The organism is Chelatococcus sp. KU-N122, assembly GCF_055391085.1.
Map to the genome: position 1 here is coordinate 3,487,762 of NZ_AP043981.1, position 21,650 is coordinate 3,509,411.

The window sequence follows — 21,650 nt, forward strand, 5'->3', positions numbered from 1 at the left end:
TGTCCTTGCAAATGTCAGCTGGCGAGGAGGTCGTTGACGCGCAGCAGGAAGACGGCGTGCAGGGCCTCGTCGGTCGTCGCGTAGAGCTTGTCGTCGACCACGCGCGGCGGCTGCCCCGGGCGGCCGGAGAAGGCCAGCACCTTGTAGGCGCAGTCGGTCAGCGGGCCGACGCGCAGGATGGCGTACTTGTCCGGCATCTCGCCGCGGCGGAAGTAGTTGAGCACGCGCTCCAGGGCGTCGGAATGCTGCCCCAGCGGCTTGGCCTTGTGCTCGGCGAGCAGCTCGGGCGTGATCAAGGTCTTCAGGTGGTCGCGCAGCCGTTTGTCGAAGCGGCGGTAGTAGACCCGCTGCTTGTCGGCGATTTCGATGGCCTCCTCGGGCATGACCTCGCCTCCTTTCTCGGTCCTGAGCGCGCGGCGCTCGCTCTTCTTGCGGTTGCGGAAGCCGCGGAACTGGTCGCGGATGCCGGTCAGCCCGTGGTGCGCTGTGAGCGCGACCGCGATCATCACGGCGGTGACGATGATGATGCGCAGCGGCCCCAGGTCGATGAGGCCCTTGTCGATGAGCACGACGACCGCCGTGCCGACGACGGCGCCCTCCGCCCGCCCCAGCCCGCCGATGACGATCATGGCGAACAGCACCAGGAGCTGGTCGAGCGAGAACACGGCGAGCGAGATCGAGCGGTAGTACATGGCGTAGAAGGCGCCGATGGCCCCGAGCGCGGCCGAGGACAGCACGAACACCCAGAGGCGCGCGCGGCGGTAGTCGATGCCGACGGCCTCGGAAAAGGCCTCGTCCTCGCGCGCCGCCTGGAGCAGCAGGCCGAGCTTTTCGCTGTTGATCAGCCGGAACACCAGGAGTGCGGCGAGCAGCAGCATGAAGGCGGCGAAGAAGCCGAGCAGCAGGCCCGGGCGCTGCAGCATCCAGTCGGCCGGGATGAACGAGTCGACCTGGTTGATGCTGCCGTTGCTGGGCGCAAGCGTCTTGATCTGGGAGACGAACACCCGGCAGATCTCGGCGATGCCGAGCGTCAGCAGGGCGTAGTAGAGGCCGTCGAGCCGTGTCGACGGCAGCGCCAGGAAGCCGCCGAGCACGAGGCCGACCAGCGCCCCCACCGGCATCAGCAGCGGCCAGGGCACGCCGAGGTAGACGTTGGCGGCGGCGGCCGCGTAGCCGGACATGCCCACCACCGCCATGGTCGCCAGCGAGAAGATACCCGCGGTGCCGATGATCAGCGTCCAGATGACGTTGATCGCGGCGAAGATGCAGAACACCGAGGCGATGCTGATCGCCTGGTCGGACAGGAACGGCGTGACCGCCACCAGCGCGCCGAGCCCGATCGTCCACCACAGCGGCCGCTTGTCGGCCAGCCGTCGCTCGCGGCGTAGCGACTTGGGGTTGCTGACGCCGCGCCAGGCCAGCCAGTGGCGCTTGGTGAAGGGCACGCGATCGCGCTGCCAAGGCTGGCCGCCGTCGGGCTTGAGGGTGATCTCCTGCGGCCGCTGCCCGATCAGGTAGTAACGCTTGGCGGGTTCGTCCTGGATCGCCATGGCTATTCCCGCGTCTCGTCGAGCAGGCCGCCGAGGCCCCGGGGCCGCACCAGCAGGACGGCGATGATCACCGCGAACTGCACGAACAGCACGTAGCGCTGCCCGAGCCACGGGATGACGCCGGTGACGGCCTCGACCAGGCCGATCAGCACGGCCCCGGCGACCGCCCCAGGCACCGAGCCGAGGCCGCCGAGCAGGGCGATGGTCAGGCCCTTGACCAGGGGGATGGCACCGGCGGCGGGGCTCACGAACACGGTCTGCGACAGCAGCACGGCGGCGAGGCCCGCCAGCGCGCCGGTCAGGATCATGATCGGCAGGGCCGTCTTGCGGCTGGAGATGCCGACGAGGGCGGCCCCTTCCGAATTCTGCATGACCGCCCGGATCTCCAGGCCTTTGCGACTGTGGCGCAGCCACAGCAGCACCGCCCCCAGCAGCACCACGGTCGCCGCGATGATGACCAGCTGGTCGATCCGCACCGAGGCGCCGAGGACCGAGACGCGGCCGACGCCGAACACGCGCGGCAGGCTCTTCTGCTGCGGGCCGAAGAACCACAGCAGCGCCTGCACCGTGGCCAGATTGAGCGCCAGGGTGACGATCAGGCTGCGCACCGGGAAGTTCTGCTTGTCGTGGATCGGCAGGAACGCGACCAGGTAGATGACGATACCGCACAGGCCGCCGGCCAGCAGGCCGACGGCGCCGATGAACACGGCCAGCACCGGCGTCGCCGCCGCCCCGCCGTCGAGCCACGCCCGCACGAGCGGCTGCGCCCAGGTGCCGGCGAAGAAGGCGGCATAGCCAGCGACCGCGAAGCTTGCGCCGTGGGCCATGTTGACCATGCCGACGCTCGACCACAGCAGCGAGATGCCGATCGCCATCAGGCCGTAGATCGCGGCGAGGTAGAGGGCGTAGACGATGAGCCCGGCGTCCATCAGCGCAGATCCACGTGGCCGACTTCGCCGCGCAGCTGGCCGGCGTGCATGCCGATCATGCGGTCGACCTTGCCGGAGAGCAGCGCCACGTTCTGCTCGGCGATGATCATCGCCTTGCCGTCGAGGCCGATGTCGACCAGCGCGTCGACGACGCGCTGCGAGATCTTCGGCGCAAGCCCGAGCGACGGCTCGTCGATGAGATAGAGCCTGGCGTCAGCCATCAGCGCACGGCCGACCGAGACCATGCGCCGTTCGCCGCCGGAGAGCTTGCCGACTGACGCGTTCTCGAGCTGGGCGAGCTGGGGAAACAGCGCGTAGATCCGGTCCCGCCGCTGCGCCCGCTCGCGCCAGGCCAGGGTCGTATAGGCCCCGCAATCGAGATGCTGGCGCACGGTCAGGCCCGGGAAGATGGCGTCGCCCTGGGGCGTCATGGCCACGCCCAGGCGCACGATGCCGGGTGTGCGCCGGCCCTCGCCCAGGGAGCGGGTGCCGCCGATCTCCTGGCCGGCGAAGCGGATCGAGCCGCGCTGCCAGCCGACCAGGTGCATGACGGCGCGGAACAGCGTGGTCTTGCCGTGGCCGTTGAGGCCGACGATGGCCAGCCGCTCGCCGGCGGCGACCGAGAAGTCGATCTCGTGCAGCACGCGCAGGGGTCCATAGCCGGCCGACAGGCCTTGGATGTCCAGGAGCTTGTCTCTCACGCTGCCCCCTCGAAATACGCCGCCCGCACGACGGGATCGGCGAAGACACGGGCCGGGTCGCCCTCGGCGATGACGGAACCGAGGTCGAGCACGCAGACCCGGTCGGCGATGGCGCCGAGCAGCTCGAGCCGGTGCTCGATCAGGATCACGGCGATGTGGTATTCGTCGACGAGCTTGCGCAGCAGCAGGTCGAGCTCGGAGATCTCCGTGTTGATGAGCCCGGAGGCCGGCTCGTCCATGAGCAGCACGCGCGGCCGGCGCATCATCAGGCAGGCGAGCAGCAGCTTGCGGCGGTCGAAGGTGTCGAGCGACCCGGCGAGCCGGTCCCAGGGGACCTCCAGCCGCACCAGCCGCGCCGCCCATTCGGCGTCGTGGACGGACATCGCCGGGGCGTAGGCCTTGCGCGCCGCCCGGAACACCTGGCTGACGGTCAGGGCATTGGGCACGACCGGGCTCTGGTAGGTGCGCGCCACGCCGAGCCGCGCTCTGCGATAGATGTCGAGACGGTCGAGCGAGCGCCCGTCCAGATGGACGGTCCCGGCCTGCGGATGGTAGCGCCCCGACAGCACCTCGAAGAGGGAGGTCTTGCCGGCGCCGTTCGGCCCGATCAGCCCCAGCAGCTCGCCGCGACCGACCGACAGCGACACGTTCTTCAGTATCGTCCGGCCGCCGAGCGACAACGAGATGTCGTCGCAGCCGAAGCACGGCCCCTCGATGGTCATGTCCTGCGGGCGCGCTTGTTCAGAACCATGGGGCTGGCTTGAGCTTGGCTTGGCCAAGCACGTCGGGCGCGATGATCGTGTGCTTGCCGTCCTGCACCTGCAGCAGCAGGTGGGCGACACCTGCCTTCACGTCCTCGGTCTGCCAGGGATAGACGAGCGGGCACTGCTCCGGCCTGTCGAAGGTGTAGGTGCCGCAGACGCCTGGGTAGCTGAGCTTGCGAATGGCGTCGCCCACGGCGTCGAAGTTGGCCGGATCGACCGTGCCCCAGATGCCGGCCAGCATCTTCACCGAGTCGTAGCCGCTGCCCGTGTAGACGATGCCCATGTTCTCGCCGAAGCGCTGCGTATAGGTCTTGCGGAAGGCTTGTCCCGCAGTATCGGCATAGGTGCCGAGCACCGTGCCCCAGACCATGCCTTCGGCGGAGCCTCCGGCGAGGCTCAGGAACTCCGGCTGGCTCGGGCCGTATTGCAGATAGACGAGCGAGCCCTTGACCGGATCGCTGGCGAACTGCTGGGCGAAGGCGGCGAGCTCGGCGGCGACCCAGTGGTCGATGAACAGGATGCCGGCGTCGGTGTCGTGCAGCGCCCGCAGCACCGGCGACCAGTCCTGCACCGGGAACTGGATGTCGGTGACGGCGCCCAGCACCCACTTGCCGTTCGACTCCGCGATGGCCTTCTGCACGGATTTCGAGATCACCTGCGTATAGGCGATCTGCTCCTGCACGATATGGATCTTGTTGTTCTTCGGCTTCCAGGTGCCGACCGCCGCGAGCTGGTCGAGGTAGCGGACGAAGCCGTAGCCGTACCAGGTCTCGGCGCCGTCGATCTGGAAGATGTTCTTGTACTTGGCCGGGTTCGACTTGACGATGTCGAGCGAGGCCTGGGAGGTGTTGCCGTGCAGGTAGGGCACCTTGGTTGCGGCCGCCGCGTCCATCGCCGGCTGCGGGATGAGCACGAAGGCTGACGCGATGGCATGCACCTTCTTGCCGTTGAGCGACTGCATGGCGGTGACGGTGCCTTCCGGCGTCAGGATGTCGATGTCGACCACCTCGGCCTTGAGCTTGCGACCCTTCACGCCGCCGGCCCCGTTGATCTCGTCGATCGCGACCGAGACGCCGTTGAGCCAGTCCTTCTGGTCGCCGGCGCCGACGGGCGACGAGAGGGCGGTGGGTACGCCGATAAGGATCTCGTCGGCCGCGCTGGCGCTGGTTGCGCCGGTCGCGAGCAGCAACGTGCTCGCTGCGCCGCTGACGAAGTCTCGCCTGTTCATACGGAAGGTCATGCCGAAGCCCCCGATCTGGAATTGCTCGAAGCTTATCGGCGGCGCGGCAGAGCTTGAATGATGCAGATGAATTAGAGCGGCAGCCCGGCCTTCTCCAGGCCGCCCAGCAGATGCGCCCGGTCGCGCTCGTGATGGAATGGCCTGAACGCGACGAAGCGTTGCGCCGAGAAGCTGGGCGCCAGCGCGAGCACGCGGGCCCGCGTCATCTCCGCCGCCACGGCGTCGCCCGCCTGGGCGTAGCTGGCCGCGAGCGCGGCGAGGATGCCGACCTGCGGCTGCGCCACCTTCGCATAGGCGGCAATGGCGTCCTCGTAGCGACCCAGGCCGTAGAGCGCGAGGCCCAGGTTCGTCACGTACCAGTCCGGATGGCGGGGATTGAGCCGCATGGCCTGCCGCGCCCAGCGCGCGCCGTCCTCCGGCTTGCCGAGGTACACGGCCAGCGGCGCGCGCAGCGCCATCACATGGGCGTCGAACGGGTTCAGCTCGTGGGCGCGCCGATGGTGCTGCTCGGCCTCGGTGAGCCGTCCCCGGTACATCATGATCTGGCCGAAGACGAGATGGCACCAGCTTTCCGAAGGATCGAGGGCCAGGGCCCGTTGCGCCGGCGCCAGCGCGTCGTCGAGGCTGCGCCCATGCGGCTCCCACGACCAGAGGCGCAGCTTCATCAAGGCGAGCCAGGCGAGGGCGAGTGCATAGTCGGGATCGAGCGCCAGCGCCTTCTCGAACATGGCCAGCGCCGCGGCGGCCGACGGCGGATCCAGCGCCCGTGCCAGGTGAACGCCGCGCAGCAGGAAGTCGTAGGCCTCCATATTCTCGGTGCGCTTGCGGCTCGCGGCCGCCGCGGCTTCATCCTCGAGCTGGCCGGCGAGGGTCGAGACGATCGTTGCCGAGATCTCGTCCTGCGTCGCGAAGAGATTGTCGATGACGCGGTCGTAGCGGTCCGCCCAGAGGGCCAGGCCGGACCGGGCATCGGCGAGCTGCGCCGATAGCCGGATGACGTCGCCGGCGCGGCGGACGCTGCCCTGCACGACATAGTCCACCCCGAGCTCGGCGACGAGTTGCGGCAGGTCCACCGGCCGATCCCGATAGGCGTTGGACGAGGCCATGCTCAGCACGGCGAGGCGGCTGAAGCGGGACAGGCCGGCGATGACGTCTTCCGTGATGCCGTCGCTGAGGTAGGCCTCCTCGGGCACGCCGCCCGGGTTGGCGAATGGCAGCACGATGACCAGGGGAGGGTGGGCCGTCGCAACGGCCGGAAGCGGGCCGGTGCCGGCAGCAGCGAAGCGGAAGACGCGGACGGGCTTGACCAAGTTCTTGAGATGGCGAGCTCCGAGATCCTGCCAGTCATGGCCGTTCGCCTCGGCCAGCGCCTCGTGCACGGCGCCCGAGATGCAGACGCCGCCGGCGGGCGCGATGGCTTCGAGCCTTGCCGCGATGTTCACGGTGTCGCCGAGGAGATCGGCGCCGTCGGCAATGACCTCACCCAGCGAGATGCCGATCCGGAAGGCGAGGAGCGGCATCTCGCTTGCCGCGCCGTGCAGAGCCTGCTGCAGGGCGAGGGCGCAGCGGACCGCGTCCGCCGGTGCCGGGAACTCGGCCAGGACGCTGTCTCCGGCCGTGCTGAAGATCCGTCCGCCATGACCCTCGACGAGCCCGTCGATGAGGCGGCGGCTGTTGGCGAGGGCCCGCAGCGCCCGCGCCTCGTCCATTCCCACGGCGTGGCTGTACCCGACCGCATCCGCCGCGAGCACGGCGGCCGACCTCCCTTTCGGCGTCTCGGGCATGCTTCTCCTCGGACCTTGTTCCTTCTACTGCCGTCGCCGCGACGGCCACAACCGCTCCAACGTCGGTTCCGTGCTGTCATCGAGCGGCCTCCGGCTCCGCGCCCGGAGGCCTGAATAGCCGCAATGCCGATTGGTGCAGGGCAGTGGCCGATGGACCTGATCGTATCCCAATCGTAGAGTTCGGACCGGCTCTCGAGGCAGGAGCGCGGAGACAGCCGACGATGGATCCGACCGAAACGCGCAGCCTCGGCAAGTCCGGCGTGGCGCTCACCCAGCTCGGTTTCGGCGGCGCCGGCCTGGGCGAGCTGTTCGTCCGCGTCGACGAGGCGACGGCCGCCGCAACGCTGCGGGCGGCGTGGGACGCCGGCATCCGCTACTACGACACCGCCCCCTTCTATGGGGCCGGCTTGAGCGAGATCCGGACGGGCCGGTATCTGGACAACCAGCCGCGTCCGGAGTTCATCCTGTCCACCAAGGTCGGGCGATGGTTCTTCCCTCCGGCCAGGCCGGACTCCTTTACGACCGCGTGGGCCGGCGGGCTCAAATTCGATCACGTCCACGACTACAGCTATGACGGCATCATGCGGGCCTATGACCAGTCGCAAATGCGGCTCGGCATGAACCGCATCGACCTCCTGGTGATTCACGACCTCGACTTCTCGTACCACCAGACCGAAGCCAAGGTGTCCGCCTACCTCGCGCAGCTGTTCACGTCGGGCTGGCGCGCGCTCGAACAGCTCCGCGCCCAAGGGCTGGTGAGGGCGGTCGGCGCAGGCATCAACGAGCTCGGCATGATTCCGCGCTTCCTCGACATGCTCGACATCGATTTTGTCTTGCTGGCGCTGCGCTACACGCTGCTGGAGCAGGATACGCTCGCGACGGAGCTGCCCTATTGCGAGCGCCGCGACGTCGGCATCATCATCGGTGGCGTCTATAATTCCGGCATCACTGCGACCGGTGCGGTCCCAGGTGCCAAGTACAATTACCAGGACGCCACGCCCGAGATCATGGAACGGGTGCGCAGGATAGAGGCGGTCTGCCGGGCGCACGGCGTGCCGCTGGCGGCAGCGGCGCTGCAGTTTCCACTGGGGCACCCGTGCGTGGCATCGGTCATTCCCGGTGCGATCGATCCGGACCAGGTCCGCCGCAACGTCGAGACCTTTCGCCACCCGACGCCCGCGGCCTTCTGGTCCGACCTGAAGCGCGAAAAGCTGCTCGCAGAGCAGGCGCCGGTGCCGGCGCAAACGCTATAGGCGGCGGTTCCGCCGACGCTTCCCCAGGAGGTCCACAAGAAGGCTGCCGCGCCAGGCCTCAGCCGATCAGCCGCGCCAGCGCGCCCTTGTTGTGCACGCCGAGCTTGCGCAGGATCGCCTGGGTGTGGTTGCGGACGGTGGTCGGCGACAGCGACAGTGTGCGGGCGATCTCCTTGTGCGTGCAGCCCTTGGCGATCTCCTCGGCGATCTGTCGCTCGCGCGCGGTCAGCCGATCGGTGAGCTCGGCGGCGCGCAGGTTCACGGTGAAGAACTTCTGTCGGGAGTGGGGAGCCAGCTCCTGGACGTCGACGACGAGGCCGCGGTCGGCGATGAAGCGCGGCCGTCCATCCTGCACGGCGCCGCGCAACTCGTCGGGCAGGACGTCGCCGGCCCAACCGCGCCAGGAGCGGCGGATCGCGTCCATGGCGCCCGGCGGGGCGGTCAGAATGCGGCCGCTGCCGTTGACCAGGATGCCGCCGCCGAGCTCGCCGCCGGCGAGGCCCCGGAGCACGAGGTAGCGGACGTGGCCGAGCGCGTTATAGAGGAAATCGACCTCGTCATCCTGAATGGCGCGGGCGCCGAGGCCCTCGCGGTAGGCCGACATGAACAGCGAGGCCCACTGGTCCTGCTGGTCGGCGACGACGACTGCCATCTTGGCGATGCAATAGCGATCCGCCAGCGCCACCATGCCGGCGGTATGGCGATTGCCGCCGCGATCGTAGGAGGCGGTGTGGCCGCGGCTGGTGATGACGTCTTGCGCCAGCAGGTCCTCGTGGCGGATCTGGCTCCAGAAGGCGTCGTAGTCGTCGGGCAGGTTGTAGGAGAGGCTGGCGCGCAGGTCGATGTCGCCGTGCCGCAGGTCGGCCCAGCCGCCCCAGCTGCAATCGGCGCCGACCGACCGCGCCAGCGCCTCGAGGCTCCAGCGGAACAGCTCGACCGGCTTCAGCGTGCGGCTGCGTTCGTGCAGATCGAGCACGAAGCCGCTGAAGACGTTGATGTCGGTGCACGGTCGCATGGCGTCTCCGCGGCAGGGCGATCGCTCCGTTGCCATCACGGCCGGTACGCCCTGCCGGACCATGGAGACTCCCGATCATTGCAGGGGCATCCCGCCACCGGATCATCCACTGGCGCGGACATGCCCCGGCGCTTCGCATGTGAAGCATCGCTCTTGCGATCGGGGGAGCCTACCCTCCCGCAAGAAAAGCTCTCCTCTTCGGCACAACTGCTGTTGGGCAGTTCATGCCGTCCCGGCTCGTGATCTTGCGCATGATCTTCTCCATTTTGAAGATCATGCTTTAGGCGAGTGCCCCCGCCGGTCGTTCGCGCTTGCGGTAGGCCGCCGGGGTCTCGCCCACCTGGATCTTGAAGCCGCGCGAAAACGCGCTCGTTTCGCTGTAGCCGAGCCGCAGCGCGATCGCCGTCACCGGCAGGTCGGTTTCCTCGAGCATGCATTTGGCGATCTGCGAGCGGACGTCGTTGCGCACCTCGGCGTAAGCGAACCCGTGCTCCGCCAGCTTGCGCTGGAACGAGCGGGTGCTCATGCCGAAATCGCTGGCCACGTCGTCGATGTCGGTGGTGGTCGACCGGCAGAGCGACGCCGCGAGCCATGCCTCGACGCTGCCGACGAAATCGAGCCGCGAGGTCTGCGCGTCCATGGCGCGGGCGAGCGCCTCTTCAAGATGCGCGTGCAGCCGCCCGTCCGCCGACGCGAGCGGCAGGTCGAGGAGGCGCGCCGGAAAGAGCAGCACATTCTCGGTCCGGTCGAAGGCGACGGGGCAGGCGAAATGCTCCCGATAGAGCACGACGTCGCCACCGGCGGCGTGCTGGAATTCGACGCCGCTCGGCTGCCAGTGCGAGCCGATCAGGTCGGCCAGCATGGCGTGCTGGATCGCCAGCGTGAAGCTCGCATCCTGCGCCCGGAAGCGCACGGTCGGATCGAGGATGGAATAGGCGAGGCGTGCGGTGCCATCGCTCACAGTGAGCGCGCTGCGCGTGTTGGTCTGGATCGTCGGGAAGTAGCGGTTGAAGCTTTCGATGGCGCAGCCCAGCGTCGGCGCCGTCTGCATCACCTCGACGACGGGGCCCAGCGTGGCGATGCGGAATTCCCTGCCGAGCTCGAGGCCGAGCGCGCTGTTGCCGAGCTCGTAGGCAGCCGTTTCCAGCATGGAGGTGAAGGCGGCGAGCGGCAGCGTATCGGACGGATCGCGCAGGCTGGCGCGGCGGATCCCGGCCTGGCTGCTGATCTCTGCGCTGACCGGGCGCCGCTTGGCGACGCCGGACAGGAATTCGCGCGCCGAGCCGGCGGTGATCGTCGCCGATGAGCGCAGGCTCGATATGTCCAGCGAGATGGCCATGGCGGATCACCAGCAAAAACCGGGCCATAAGAATCCGGCCACCTCCCGCGACCAGGAGCGGCACGGGCGCCACCCGGGGGCGCGGCGTCGCCTCCCGTTGGCCGACAACGAACGGGAAGGGTGACGTGAGCGTCATCCACTTTGGCGTCTACTGTCAATTCTCGCCGGGCGCCGCTCTTTACGTTGCTGGTCCATCACTGGCCGGTTCAGGACCGCTATGTCGCTCGACATTCAAGTCAACGATGGCCCAATCGACGATGAGCCGGCCGGCGAGGGCCTGCGCCGCAATGCGTTGGGGGTCGCCCATATCGTCTTCTTCGTCGTCGCCGCCGCCGCTCCCCTGACCGCCGTCGTCGGCGCCACCCCGGCCGCCTTCGCTTTCGGCAGCGGGCCGGGCGTGCCGGGCACCTTCCTGCTCGTCGGCATTCTGTATCTGCTGTTCAGCGTCGGCTTCACCACGATGACCAGCTTCATCGGCAGCGCCGGCGGCTTCTATCCCTACATCACCGCCGGTCTCGGTCGGCCGTTGGGAGTTGCCGGCGCGCTGATCGCGCTCGTCACCTACAACGCCATCGACATCTCCGTGTACGGGCTCTTCGGCTTCTTCGCCAACGACATGGTCCAGGCGCACGGCGGCCCCGCCATCGCCTGGTGGATCTATGCCGTCGGCCTCGGCATCGCCGTCTATCTCTGCGGCATCCGCCGGATCGAGTTCAGCGGCAATCTGCTCGGCTTCTGCATGATCGCCGAGATCGCCATCCTGCTGCTGCTCGGGCTCGCGGTCCTGGCCACCTCCGGTGCGGCGCGACCCATCTCGCTGGCGCCGTTCGGCGCCCACGCCATCTTCGGCCCCGGCTTCGGTGTCGCCCTCGTCTTCGTCGTCGCCGCCTTCATCGGCTTCGAGGCGACGGCCATCTTCGGCGAGGAGGCGCGCGAGCCCAGGCGCACTATCCCGCAGGCGACTTACATCGCCGTCGTCCTCATCGCCGTGTTCTACGCCTTCGTGACCTGGGCGATCTCACTCTACTACGGCGCCGGCAATATCCAGGCGCAGGCGGGCAAGAACACGGCGACGCTCTACCTGGACGCGGTCAATGCGCTGCTGGGCAAGCCTGCCGGGCTGGTGATGAGCGTGCTGCTCATCACCAGCCTGTTCGCCTGCGCGCTGTCGTTCCACAACACCATCAACCGCTACTTCTACGCCATCGGCCGCGAAGGGCTGGTGTGGAGCGGCCTGGCGCGGACCCACCACGCGCATCAATCGCCGGCGGTGGCCGGGGCCGTGCAGACGGCGATCGCGCTGGGGCTGGTCGCCGCCTTCGCGCTGGGCGGGGCGGACCCCTACACCGTCGTGCTCGCTTGGATGGGAACGCTCGCCAGCCTCGGCATCCTGACCGTCCAGGTGCTCGTGTCGGTCGCGGTCATCGTCTTCTTCGCCCGCGATGCGCGCGGGGTCGGTCCGTGGCACCGGCTGGTGGCGCCGGGCCTGAGCGCGGCCGGGCTGTTGGCCTGCTTCGTCCTGATGACCCTCAACCTGTCGCTGGTGAGCGGCTCGGACTCGCCCATCGTCCGCGCCTTTCCGGTCCTGCTGCTCGCCGTCGGGGTCGCCGGAGCGGGGCTGGCCGTCTGGGTCAGGGCTCGCCGGCCCGAGGTCTACGCCAACCTCGGCCGCGCCTTCGGCTGAGGTGGAGCGGCCGGCCGCAGGGGATCGTTGGATTCGAGGTGAAGCGCCGAGGCCCGGTCGATGACCAAGGCCCGCGCTCCAGAGAGGAGAATGTCCATGAACATCGCTGCCAAGGTCGACTGCTGCCACGCAGCCGTCCCATCCCCCCACAAGGACGGGCTGACCGTGCTGCATCCGCTCCAGGCGCTGACGCCCGCCGAAATCCGTGAGGTGGCGGCCATCGTGCGCCGCGATCCCCCCTATGGCGACGCGACCCGCTTCGAGGGGATCGAGCTCGACGAGCCGACCAAGGAGGTGGTCCGCGCCTTCGTGCCGGGGGCGCCCATCGCGCGCAAGGCGCGCGCCAACGTGTTCAGCACCGACACCATCGGCGTCACCCGTCTCGTCGTCGATCTAGACGAGGGCGCGGTCGTCTCGCGCCACGAGTTCCCGAGCGCCCGGCCGATGATCCAGCTCGAGCAGTTCATGGCCATCGAGGGCATCGTACGCCAGGATCCCACATTCATCGCCGCCTGCGCCAAGCGCGGCATCACCGACATGTCCACGGTGTGCGTGGATCCGTGGTCGGCCGGCAGCTTCGACATTCCCGGCGAGGAGGGCCGCCACCTCTGTCACACCTTCGCCTGGCAGCGCCTGCGCGAGAACGAGAACTTCTACGCCCATCCGATCGAGGGGCTGAACGCTGTCATCGACCTGAAGACCTGGGAGGTGATCCGTGTCGACGACTACGGCGTCACCCCGGTGCCGCAGACGGAGGCGAACTACGAGCGGCAGTTCCTCACGCCCGAGGCGCCGATGCGGCCGATCGACGTCGTGCAGCCGCAGGGGGTGAACTTCCGCCTCGAGGGGCGGCGGCTCACCTGGGGCAAGTGGTCGTTGCTGGTGGGCTTCAACGCCCGCGAATCGCTGACGCTGCATGACATCAGCTACGACGGGCGCCCGATCCTGCACCGGGCCTCGATCGTCGAGATGGTCGTGCCCTACGGCAGCCCCGAGCACGGGCACTACCGCAAGAACGTCTTCGACATCGGCGAATACGGCATCGGCAAGCTGGCCAACTCCCTGAAGCTCGGCTGCGACTGCCTGGGCGCCATCGAATACCTCGACGTCCATCTCAACACCATGGACGGCGACGTGATGACGATCGAGAAGGCGATCTGCATCCACGAGGAGGATTCGGGCCTGCTGTGGAAGCACTGGGACTTCCGCACCGACCGGGCCGAGGTGCGCCGGGCCCGCAAGCTCGTGGTCTCCACCATCTGCACGGTCGGCAACTACGAATACGCGCTGTACTGGTACCTCCACATCGACGGCTCCATCGAGTTCGAGATGAAGGCGACCGGCATCATCAACACCGCCGCCTGCATTCCCGGTCAGCCCGGCAAGTACGGCCGCGAGGTGCTGCCGGGCGTGGTGGGGCAGATCCACCAGCACATCTTCTGCGCGCGCCTGGACATGGCCGTCGACGGCGATGCCAACAGCTTCGTCGAGTGCAACACCTACGCGGAGCCCGAGGGGCCGCAGAATCCCTACGGCAACGCCTTCTATGAGGAAGAGACCGTGCTGGCGAGCGAGCAGGCGGCGGCGCGGCGCGCCAACCCGGCGAGCCAGCGCTACTGGAAGGTCATCAATCCCAACAAGACGAACTATGCCGGCACGCCCGTGGCCTACAAGCTCGACGCCGGCAACTGCGTCACGCCGTTCGTGGCGGCCGGCTCGCCGTCGGGCAAGCGCGCCGGCTTCGTGCAGAACCACGTGTGGGTGACCGCCTTCGATCCCGAGCAGCGCTATCCGGCCGGCGACTTCATGAACCATTCCGACGGCACGGGGGGCCTCGCCGCCTTCATCGCCGGCGACAAGCCGATCGAGAACGCCGACATCGTGCTCTGGCACGTCTTCGGGCTGCACCATCCGGTGCGCGTCGAGGATTTTCCCGTGCAGCCCTGCGTCACCACCGGCTTCAAGCTGATGCCGGCCGGCTTCTTCAACGGCAACCCGTGCATCGACATGGCGCCGGAGGTGAACGCCGCGAGCTGTTGCGCCGACGCCTGAGAAGAGCGGCGCGAAGGGCCTGAGGCATGGGCGCGGGCGATCTCGGCCTGGAGCGCTTCGCGGTTGGGTGGAACCACCCAATCGCAAGTGAAGCGCTCCAGATTCTAAATGTCATGAGCATGTCCGTGCCATTGGATGGTTTTATCCAATGGCGAAGTGCTCTGGCGGCGGGCCTGCTCATGGGGCTCGCCAGCAGCCTGCACTGCGCCGGCCTGTGCGGCGGCATCGCCTCGTCGCTGCTGATGGCCGGCGCCGGGCCTACGGCGACGAGCGGGCGCGCCGGCGTGCTGCTCCATATGCAGGTTGGCCGGGTGCTGACCTACGTGCTGGGCGGTGCGACGGTCGGCGGTGTAGGCGCGGCCCTCGGCGTGTTGCTGGACTTGGCCGGCGGGCAACTCGTCCTGCGCCTTGTTGCCGGCGCCGCCCTGCTGTGGACCGGGCTCTCCATCGCCGGCGTCGGCCCGGGCTTTCCGGCGCTCGACCGCCTCATGGCGACACCACTCCGCCGGCTGCGGCAGGCGCTGCCCGGCCGGGCCAGCCTGCCCGTGCTCATGGGCATGGTCTGGGGCGCCGCCCCGTGCGGCATGGTCTATGGGGCTCTGCTCAACGCCGCGCTGTCCGGCTCGCCGGCGGCGGGGGCGACATTCATGGCCGGCTTCGGCGCCGGCACCATCCCCGCCGTCGCCGCCAGCGCCTACGGCGTATCGCTGCTGACCGGTATGGGCCTCAGCCTGCACAACAAGCGCGCACTCAGGCTGCTGTGCGGGCTGATGCTCGTCGCCTTCGCCCTCGCCGGTCTGTGGGCTCCGGTCGCGGCTATCCCAGCCCTGTGCCGCGGGATATGAAGACCTAGCGTCGTCGTCGCCAGTCCCTGCCCGATAGCGGGCGCGACGATCGTCGCGCTCATATCAAGCCCATCGGGAGGAGCCATGATCGATCTCCGCAGTGATACCTGCAGCCGCCCGACCGCGGAGATGCGGGCCGCCATGGCCAACGCCGAGGTCGGCGACGACGTCTATGGCGACGATCCGACCGTCAAGGCGCTCGAAGCGGCCACCGCCGAGCTGCTGGGCAAGGACGACGCGGTCTACATGCCGAGCGGCACGATGACCAACCAGGTCGGCATCCGCGCCCATACGCAGCCCGGCGACGCCGCCCTCTACGATCAGAACGCCCACGTCTATCAGCTCGAGGGAGGCGCGTCCGCGGCGCTCTCCGGCGTGCTGCCGCGGCTGCTGCCGGGCGTGCGCGGCATCTTTTCGGCAGCGGATGTGGAGGCTGCCTTCGGCCGGGATCACCCCTTCTTCCCGTCCGCGGTCGCGCCACCACTCCGACTATTGTGCCTGGAGAATACGCACAACGCCGGCGGCGGCTCGGTCTGGCCGCTCGACACCCTGGTAGCCGTTGCCCGCGCCGGCCGCGCCCGCGGCCTCGCGCTCCACCTCGACGGCGCCCGCCTCTGGCACGCGACGGCAGCAGCGGGCGTGCCGGAGGCGGCCTACGCGGAGCCGTTCGATTCGGTCAGCGTCTGTTTCTCGAAGGCGCTCGGCGCCCCGGTCGGCTCGTGCCTGGCGGGATCGCACGCGGTCGTCGCGCGGGCGCGCCGCTTCAAGCAGCAGTTCGGCGGCGGCTTCCGGCAGGCGGGCATCATCGCCGCCGGCGCGCTGCATGCCCTGCGCCATCATCGCGAGCGGCTGCACGAGACCCACGCCAACGCGCGCCGCTTCGCCGAGGGGCTGGCGACCATGCCCGGCATCGCCCTCGACCTGGCCACGGTGGAGACGAACATCGTCCGCTTCCAGCTGACCCACGTCGGCGCCGGCGCGTTCGTCGACGAGGCGCATCGGCGGGGCGTGCACCTGCTGCCGTCCGGCAGCGACGGCGTTCGCGCCGTGTTCTATCTCGACATCACGCCCAAGGATGTGGACGAGGCGCTGACGGCGATCGATCGGACGCTGGTCGCGCTGCAGCACCGCCCGCCGTCGCTTGCCGGCGGCGCGACCGCTTAGCGGAGCGTGATGCGAACAGTAAACGCCGGTATCCGGGACAGTTCATGTCAAGGTTATAAAAAAGGCGACATGCCGTTTCACGAGGCAATGGACAGTTCACATAAGAAGCAGTCGCTGAAGTCTCGTGACGTTTGTGCAACAGCACCTGTCAAAAGCAGACAAGCCAAGGCGCAGCGGTCAGATCTCCGTTGATTGGAGTGTCGCGCGGAATATGGTGGAACAACGGCGGTCAAACACGTGCCAGCCGATGCCTCCTTGCACGCCCAAATCGCGGCGAGGCGACATTACCACAGGGAAGACGCTGCAAGGATCTCTAAGAATCTGGAGGTCATAATGAAGCTCGTTAAGAGTCTTCTGCTTGGGTCGGCGGCAGGTCTGTTTGCGGTTGCTGGAGCGCATGCGGCCGATCTTCCCATGACGAAGGCAGCGCCTGTCGAGTACGTGAAGGTCTGTGCCGTCCACGGTGTCGGCTTCTTCTACATCCCGGGTACCGATACCTGCATCAAGATCGGCGGCCGCGCTCAGTTCCAGTACGAGTTTGCGCAGTATCGTTCGCTGAACGGCGTCGATCGGTCGAACTTCATCGGCGCCGGCCGTATCCAGGTGGATGCGCGTACCGCCACTGCCTGGGGCACGCTGCGCACCTTCATCCGCTTCGATATCGCCAGCCGCACCGGCCAGCAGCACGGCTCGACGGGCGTGTTCCGGCAGTGGGGTCCGAACTCGTTCAACGCCACCGGCATCGACACCTACAACCGTGCGAACAAGTTTGTGGACGTCGACAAGGCGTTCATCCAGTTCGCCGGCCTCACCGCCGGTCGCGCTTCGTCGTTCTACGACTTCTACGCCAACGACATCGAGCTGACCGGCTTCTCGATCACCTCGGACGTCTGGTCGACCAACCTGTTGGGCTACACCTACCAGTTCGGCAACGGCTGGAGCGCCACGGTGTCGGCGGAAGACCCGTCGTACCGCCGCATGCCGCTGTTCTCGGTCAACCCGCAGAGCGCGATCCCCGGCGCCAACCTCACCTTCGCCCAGCCCAACGTCGGCAACATCGGAACCTCCCTGGCGTCGCTGTGCAGCGACGGCGGCGTCAACGGCTGCACCTACGGCTCGCCGGTCTACCTGTTCAACGCGGCCGGCCAGCGCATCGGCTTCGCCAACGTCGACATCGCCCAGCGCCAGCAGCTGCCCGACTTCGTCGCCAACATCCGCGTCGATCAGGACTGGGGCTCGGCGCAGATCTCGGCCGCGGTCCACCAGGTCTCCATCGGTGGCTACAACAACCTCGGCGTCTACAACAACTCCGGTGTCCTGGTTACGCCGGCGTCGGTCGCCGCGGCGGGCGTCTATCCGCAGCGGCCCGAGGCGGCCTACGGCTATGCGGTCCAGGGCGGCGTGAAGTTCAACCTGCCGTTCCTGGCACCGGGTGACGCGCTGTGGCTGCAGGCGGCCTACGCCCGCGGCGCCATGTCCTACACCGGCGTCAACCAGCCGCTCGGCTATGACTTCTCGACCAGTGGCGGCATCGGCGGCGGCACGCGTCTCAATGCCTACACTCTGGATGGCTACGTCGATCCGAACAGCGGCGACATCAAGCTGACCAAGTCGTGGTCCGCTGCGGCTGCCTTCCTGCACTACTGGTCGCCCGAATGGCGGTCGGGCTTCGTGTTCACCTACGGTGAGCTGCAATATCCCGGTTCGGCGCGCACCGCCGGCCCGCTGGGCAACCTTTACGCCAACTCGGCGGGCATCGTGACGGCAGCTTCGGCCGCCGCAGGGTCGACCAACATCGCCTTCAAGAGCTTCAACGAGATCGTCACCATGGCCAACCTGGTGTGGTCGCCGGTCAAGGATCTCGATATCGGTGTCGAAGTCCTCTACGAGCGCATCGACCCGAAGGGCCGTGTGATCGACAACAACAAGTACGGCACGCTCACGGGCAAGACCGTCAGCTTCGACGACAACTGGCTGACCCGGTTCCGTATCGACCGCACCTTCTAGGATCTTCGCCGCTTCACGGCAGCGAGCAGGAAGCCCCGGCCAGTGCCGGGGCTTTCTCTATGAGCTTTTCTCATCGGGCGTCTGCGACGCGTCATCCCGCCGCGAGCATGTCGCGCACCAGCGGGATCACCTTGCGGCCATAGAGCTCGATGCAGCGCATGAGCTTCTCGTGCGGCAAAGGTCCCGCGCTATATTTGAGATCGAAGCGAGAAACGCCGAGGGCCGCGACGGTCGCGGCGATCTTGCGGGCCACGGTCTCCGGCCCGCCCACGTAGAGCGAGCCGCGCGTGGCCTCGTGCTCGAATTCCTCCCGCCCCATGGGCGGCCAGCCGCGCTCGGCGCCGATGCGGTCGCGCATCTGCTTGTAGTCGGGCCAGAGCTCTTCGCGCGCCTGCTCGTCCGTGTCGGCCACGTAGCCGGGGGAGTGGACACCGATCGGCTGCGCCGGCTTGCCGTATTGGCCGAGGGCGCGGTGGTAGAGGTCCACATAGGGCCGGAACCGCTTGGGATCGCCGCCGATGATGGCGAGCATCAGCGGCAGGCCGTAGTGCGCGGCCCGCACGACCGATTCGGGGCTGCCGCCGACGCCGATCCAGGCCTTGAGCGTGCCCGCCGCGACCGGCGGGAAGACGCGCTGGTCGACGAGCGGTGGCCGCGTCGTGCCGCTCCACGTTACGCTTTGGCTGCTCGCCAGCTCCGCGAACAGATCGAGCTTCTCGTTGAACAGGGTTTCGTATTGGCTGAGCTCGAAGCCGAACAGCGGGAACGATTCGGTGAACGAGCCCCGGCCGAGAATCACTTCGGCCCGCCCGTTCGAGGTGGCGTCCAGCGTGGCGAAGCGCTGGAACACGCGGATCGGATCGTCCGAGCTCAGCACCGTCACGGCCGAGCCCAGGCGGATCCGCCGTGTCCGCCCGGCAATGGCGGCGAGGACCACCTCCGGTGCCGAGACGGCGAAATCGGCGCGGTGGTGTTCACCGACGCCGAAGAAGTCGATGGCAAGCTCATCGGCCAGCACGGCTTCATCGATGACATTGCGGATGACCTGCGCATGCGGCAGCAGCCGGCCGTCGGCGCCGGTGGTGACATCGCCGAAGGTGTCGAGCCCGAGCTCAAGGTGGTGCGTCATGGGGATCCTGATTCGTCGGCTGCCCGGCTGCGGGCAGACGCGAGCGCGCCCTGGAGCGCTTTGCGCATGGGTGAGACCAGCCGATTGCAAGCGCTGCCGGGCTGTCTCGCTCAACTGGAGAGAGGCGGCGCGGATTCAAGGGACGGCTCTAAGCTTCACCTTTGCTCATCAGCGCGAGCAGGCCTTTCAGCAGCACCGTTGGCGTCGGGGGACAGCCGGGGATGTGCAGGTCCACCGGAACCACGGCAGACACGCCCCCGACGCAGGCGTAGCTGCCGGCGAACAGGCCGCCGTCCAGAGCGCAGGCGCCGGCCGCGACCACCCACTTGGGTGCGGGCGTCGCGTCGTAGGTGCGCAGCAGCGCCTCGCGCATGTTCTTGGTGACAGGTCCCGTCACCAGCAACACGTCCGCATGGCGCGGCGAGGCGACGAAGCGCAGGCCAAACCGCTCGAGATCGTAGAAGGCGTTGCCGAGCGCGTTGATCTCGAGCTCACAGGCGTTGCACGAGCCTGCGTCGACCTGCCGGATGGCGAGGCTGCGCCCGAGCTGGACGCGTGCCGCCACGCCGACCTGGGCGGCGAGCGCTGCGAGCTCTGGGTCGGCCACAGGCGCCGGCTCGGTCAACGGCGCCTTCAGGAGGCTCTCGAGGAGGATCTTCCGCATCGCGCCGGCCTAGAGGTCATGCCCCGAATAGGAGCAGTTGAACGATTTGTTGCAGAGCGGGAAGTCGGCGACGATGTTGCCTTCGATCGCCGCCTCGAGCAAAGGCCACTGGAACCAGGACGGGTCGCGCAGGTGGCAGCGCGCGACGCGGCCTGCGGTATCGAGGCGCACGACGACGACGATGTCGCCGCGGAAGCCCTCGACGACGGCCATGCCCTCTGCGGCGGTGCCGGTCTCCGTGATCGGGGCAGACATTGGACCAGCGGGCAGGCCGGCGAGGAGCTGGTCGATGAGCGCGAGGCTCTGCTCCACCTCGTGGATGCGGATCCAGACCCGCGCGTTGACATCGCCGTCCTCGCGCAGCGGCACATCGAAGTGCAGCGCGTCGTAGGGCGGATAAGGAAGGTGCCGACGGGCATCGAAGCGCCGTCCGGAGGCGCGCCCGACGGGGCCGCCGCAGCCGTACTGCCGCGCCAGCGCCGGGGAGACGATCCCGGTGCCGACCGTGCGGTCCTGAAGCGAGGTCGTGTTGTCGTAGAGTTCCACCAAGCCGGGAAAGCTGTGTCGGACGGTCTCGATCAGCTCCCGGAGCTGTGCCGCGCCCGCCGGGGAGAGATCGGCCGCGACGCCGCCGGGCACGATGCGATCCATCATCAGCCGATGTCCGAAGCAAGACGCAGCCGCGCGCAGGGTCCGCTCGCGCAGGACGCCGCAATGGGCGAGCATGAGGGAAAAGGCGGCGTCGTTGCAGATGGCGCCGATGTCGCCAAAATGGTTGGCGAGCCGCTCCAGCTCGGCCATCAGCGCCCGCAGCCAGTGGACGCGCGCCGGCACCTCGACGGCCAGCGCAGCCTCCACCGCCCGGGCGAAGGCCAAAGCATAGGCCACCGTGCTGTCGCCGGAGACCCGGCCGGCAAGGCGCGCGGCCCGATCGAGGGATGCGCCCTGCATCAGCGCTTCGATGCCCTTGTGGACATAGCCCAGGCGCTCCTCCAGCCGCACCACCGTTTCGCCGTTGGCGGTGAAACGGAAATGGCCCGGCTCGATGATGCCGGCATGCACCGGTCCGACCGGAATCTGATGCAGGCCTTCGCCCTCCGCGGGCAGAAACGGATAGGCGACGCCCGTCGTTGCAGCCTCGACCGGTGTGCCCAGCGGATGGCGCACGCCCCAGCGGCCGTGGTCGAGCCAGGGCCGCCCGTCGGCGAGGCTCGACGGCGTCAGGCCGAACAGGTCGCGGATCGCCCGTTCCAGGCGGCTGGCGGGGGGATGAAGCTGCCCGACGGACGGAAAGGCGCCGTCCGGGCATGGACAGGTGGCGATGGCGACCGCGCCTTGCGCCGCGTCGAGCAGGGCCATGTGCACCGCGTCCCGGTCACCCCACAAAGCGAGCAGCGTCCAGCGCCCCTCGGCGGCCTGAGCCGCCAGCCGGCGCCAGAGATCATGCCCTACCACCGCTCGCGGCCAGGGCCGGCAATCCGGCCGGATCGGGCTGCCGGCGAGCGTATCGATCAAGGCCGACATGCAGCG

Annotated in this window: 17 protein-coding genes; 6 read left to right on the top strand and 11 right to left on the bottom strand. The window is 68.5% G+C overall.

Annotated features, from left to right (window positions below):
• Positions 1-14 precede the first annotated feature (14 nt).
• The 6 genes from ACZ5PO_RS15600 to ACZ5PO_RS15625 form a co-directional block, all read right to left on the bottom strand.
• The gene (locus tag ACZ5PO_RS15600) at positions 15-1,550 is read right to left on the bottom strand and encodes a branched-chain amino acid ABC transporter permease (protein WP_464195002.1); all 1,536 of its coding nucleotides are present in this window, start codon (positions 1,548-1,550) and stop codon (positions 15-17) included.
• A gap of 2 nt (positions 1,551-1,552) precedes the next feature.
• Positions 1,553-2,479 (bottom strand): branched-chain amino acid ABC transporter permease, encoded by a 927-nt coding sequence (locus ACZ5PO_RS15605; RefSeq protein WP_464195004.1) that lies wholly within the window; start codon positions 2,477-2,479, stop codon positions 1,553-1,555.
• Positions 2,479-3,180 carry an ABC transporter ATP-binding protein gene (locus tag ACZ5PO_RS15610; protein ID WP_464195006.1) on the bottom strand — a complete coding sequence of 234 codons (702 nt, stop codon included), beginning with the start codon at positions 3,178-3,180 and terminating at the stop codon, positions 2,479-2,481. The genes ACZ5PO_RS15605 and ACZ5PO_RS15610 overlap by 1 nt, the downstream gene beginning before the upstream one ends.
• The gene (locus ACZ5PO_RS15615) at positions 3,177-3,902 is read right to left on the bottom strand and encodes an ABC transporter ATP-binding protein (protein WP_464195008.1); all 726 of its coding nucleotides are present in this window, start codon (positions 3,900-3,902) and stop codon (positions 3,177-3,179) included. Before ACZ5PO_RS15615 ends, ACZ5PO_RS15610 begins: the two co-directional genes overlap by 4 nt.
• 19 nt (positions 3,903-3,921) lie before the next feature.
• The gene (locus ACZ5PO_RS15620; protein WP_464195010.1) at positions 3,922-5,184 is read right to left on the bottom strand and encodes an ABC transporter substrate-binding protein; all 1,263 of its coding nucleotides are present in this window, start codon (positions 5,182-5,184) and stop codon (positions 3,922-3,924) included.
• A gap of 71 nt (positions 5,185-5,255) precedes the next feature.
• The gene (locus tag ACZ5PO_RS15625; RefSeq protein WP_464195012.1) at positions 5,256-6,968 is read right to left on the bottom strand and encodes an adenylate/guanylate cyclase domain-containing protein; all 1,713 of its coding nucleotides are present in this window, start codon (positions 6,966-6,968) and stop codon (positions 5,256-5,258) included.
• A 221-nt stretch (positions 6,969-7,189) separates the two neighbouring features.
• Here ACZ5PO_RS15625 and ACZ5PO_RS15630 point away from each other — a divergent pair, with 221 nt between their 5' ends.
• On the top strand, positions 7,190-8,221 hold the full coding sequence (locus ACZ5PO_RS15630; RefSeq protein ID WP_464195014.1) for an aldo/keto reductase: 1,032 nt from the start codon (positions 7,190-7,192) through the stop codon (positions 8,219-8,221).
• A 58-nt stretch (positions 8,222-8,279) separates the two neighbouring features.
• On the opposite strand, the gene ACZ5PO_RS15635 is transcribed toward ACZ5PO_RS15630, so the two are convergent.
• Positions 8,280-9,236 carry a LuxR C-terminal-related transcriptional regulator gene (locus tag ACZ5PO_RS15635; protein ID WP_464195016.1) on the bottom strand — a complete coding sequence of 319 codons (957 nt, stop codon included), beginning with the start codon at positions 9,234-9,236 and terminating at the stop codon, positions 8,280-8,282.
• Between the two features lie 280 nt (positions 9,237-9,516).
• Entirely contained in the window at positions 9,517-10,575 is a 1,059-nt protein-coding gene (gene qhpR / locus ACZ5PO_RS15640; protein ID WP_464195018.1) for an AraC-like transcriptional regulator QhpR, read from the bottom strand.
• Positions 10,576-10,792: 217 nt separating this feature from the next.
• On the opposite strand from qhpR, the gene ACZ5PO_RS15645 reads away from it, so the two are divergent.
• From ACZ5PO_RS15645 to ACZ5PO_RS15665, 5 genes are all read left to right on the top strand, one after another.
• Complete coding sequence (locus tag ACZ5PO_RS15645) at positions 10,793-12,259, top strand: APC family permease (protein WP_464195020.1); 1,467 nt, start codon at positions 10,793-10,795, stop codon at positions 12,257-12,259.
• A gap of 96 nt (positions 12,260-12,355) precedes the next feature.
• The gene (locus ACZ5PO_RS15650; protein ID WP_464195022.1) at positions 12,356-14,311 is read left to right on the top strand and encodes a primary-amine oxidase; all 1,956 of its coding nucleotides are present in this window, start codon (positions 12,356-12,358) and stop codon (positions 14,309-14,311) included.
• Between the two features lie 179 nt (positions 14,312-14,490).
• Positions 14,491-15,156: a sulfite exporter TauE/SafE family protein gene (locus tag ACZ5PO_RS15655; protein ID WP_464195024.1), complete on the top strand. Its 666-nt coding sequence runs from the start codon at positions 14,491-14,493 to the stop codon at positions 15,154-15,156.
• An 84-nt stretch (positions 15,157-15,240) separates the two neighbouring features.
• Complete coding sequence (locus tag ACZ5PO_RS15660) at positions 15,241-16,320, top strand: threonine aldolase family protein (RefSeq protein WP_464195026.1); 1,080 nt, start codon at positions 15,241-15,243, stop codon at positions 16,318-16,320.
• Between the two features lie 414 nt (positions 16,321-16,734).
• Complete coding sequence (locus ACZ5PO_RS15665) at positions 16,735-18,327, top strand: porin (protein ID WP_464195028.1); 1,593 nt, start codon at positions 16,735-16,737, stop codon at positions 18,325-18,327.
• 91 nt (positions 18,328-18,418) lie between these two features.
• On the opposite strand, the gene ACZ5PO_RS15670 is transcribed toward ACZ5PO_RS15665, so the two are convergent.
• The 3 genes from ACZ5PO_RS15670 to ACZ5PO_RS15680 form a co-directional block, all read right to left on the bottom strand.
• Entirely contained in the window at positions 18,419-19,456 is a 1,038-nt protein-coding gene (locus ACZ5PO_RS15670) for an LLM class flavin-dependent oxidoreductase (RefSeq protein ID WP_464195030.1), read from the bottom strand.
• A 148-nt stretch (positions 19,457-19,604) separates the two neighbouring features.
• Positions 19,605-20,120 carry an NADH-quinone oxidoreductase subunit B family protein gene (locus tag ACZ5PO_RS15675; RefSeq protein ID WP_464195032.1) on the bottom strand — a complete coding sequence of 172 codons (516 nt, stop codon included), beginning with the start codon at positions 20,118-20,120 and terminating at the stop codon, positions 19,605-19,607.
• Between the two features lie 9 nt (positions 20,121-20,129).
• Positions 20,130-21,644, bottom strand: coding sequence for a hydrogenase large subunit (locus ACZ5PO_RS15680; RefSeq protein WP_464195034.1), 1,515 nt, complete (start codon positions 21,642-21,644; stop codon positions 20,130-20,132).
• Positions 21,645-21,650: the final 6 nt, after the last annotated feature.

Bases quoted from the DNA above. Each gene is read 5' to 3' on its own strand.
- ACZ5PO_RS15620 (WP_464195010.1), bottom strand. From the start codon at position 5,184: ATGACCTTCCGTATGAACAGGCGAGACTTCGTCAGCGGCGCAGCGAGC.
- ACZ5PO_RS15630 (WP_464195014.1), top strand. From the start codon at position 7,190: ATGGATCCGACCGAAACGCGCAGCCTCGGCAAGTCCGGCGTGGCGCTC.
- qhpR (WP_464195018.1), bottom strand. From the start codon at position 10,575: ATGGCCATCTCGCTGGACATATCGAGCCTGCGCTCATCGGCGACGATC.
- ACZ5PO_RS15650 (WP_464195022.1), top strand. From the start codon at position 12,356: ATGAACATCGCTGCCAAGGTCGACTGCTGCCACGCAGCCGTCCCATCC.
- ACZ5PO_RS15645 (WP_464195020.1), top strand. From the start codon at position 10,793: ATGTCGCTCGACATTCAAGTCAACGATGGCCCAATCGACGATGAGCCG.
- ACZ5PO_RS15680 (WP_464195034.1), bottom strand. From the start codon at position 21,644: ATGTCGGCCTTGATCGATACGCTCGCCGGCAGCCCGATCCGGCCGGAT.
- ACZ5PO_RS15625 (WP_464195012.1), bottom strand. From the start codon at position 6,968: ATGCCCGAGACGCCGAAAGGGAGGTCGGCCGCCGTGCTCGCGGCGGAT.
- ACZ5PO_RS15655 (WP_464195024.1), top strand. From the start codon at position 14,491: ATGGGGCTCGCCAGCAGCCTGCACTGCGCCGGCCTGTGCGGCGGCATC.
- ACZ5PO_RS15665 (WP_464195028.1), top strand. From the start codon at position 16,735: ATGACGAAGGCAGCGCCTGTCGAGTACGTGAAGGTCTGTGCCGTCCAC.
- ACZ5PO_RS15605 (WP_464195004.1), bottom strand. From the start codon at position 2,479: ATGGACGCCGGGCTCATCGTCTACGCCCTCTACCTCGCCGCGATCTAC.
- ACZ5PO_RS15600 (WP_464195002.1), bottom strand. From the start codon at position 1,550: ATGGCGATCCAGGACGAACCCGCCAAGCGTTACTACCTGATCGGGCAG.
- ACZ5PO_RS15670 (WP_464195030.1), bottom strand. From the start codon at position 19,456: ATGACGCACCACCTTGAGCTCGGGCTCGACACCTTCGGCGATGTCACC.
- ACZ5PO_RS15675 (WP_464195032.1), bottom strand. From the start codon at position 20,120: ATGCGGAAGATCCTCCTCGAGAGCCTCCTGAAGGCGCCGTTGACCGAG.
- ACZ5PO_RS15615 (WP_464195008.1), bottom strand. From the start codon at position 3,902: ATGACCATCGAGGGGCCGTGCTTCGGCTGCGACGACATCTCGTTGTCG.
- ACZ5PO_RS15635 (WP_464195016.1), bottom strand. From the start codon at position 9,236: ATGCGACCGTGCACCGACATCAACGTCTTCAGCGGCTTCGTGCTCGAT.
- ACZ5PO_RS15660 (WP_464195026.1), top strand. From the start codon at position 15,241: ATGATCGATCTCCGCAGTGATACCTGCAGCCGCCCGACCGCGGAGATG.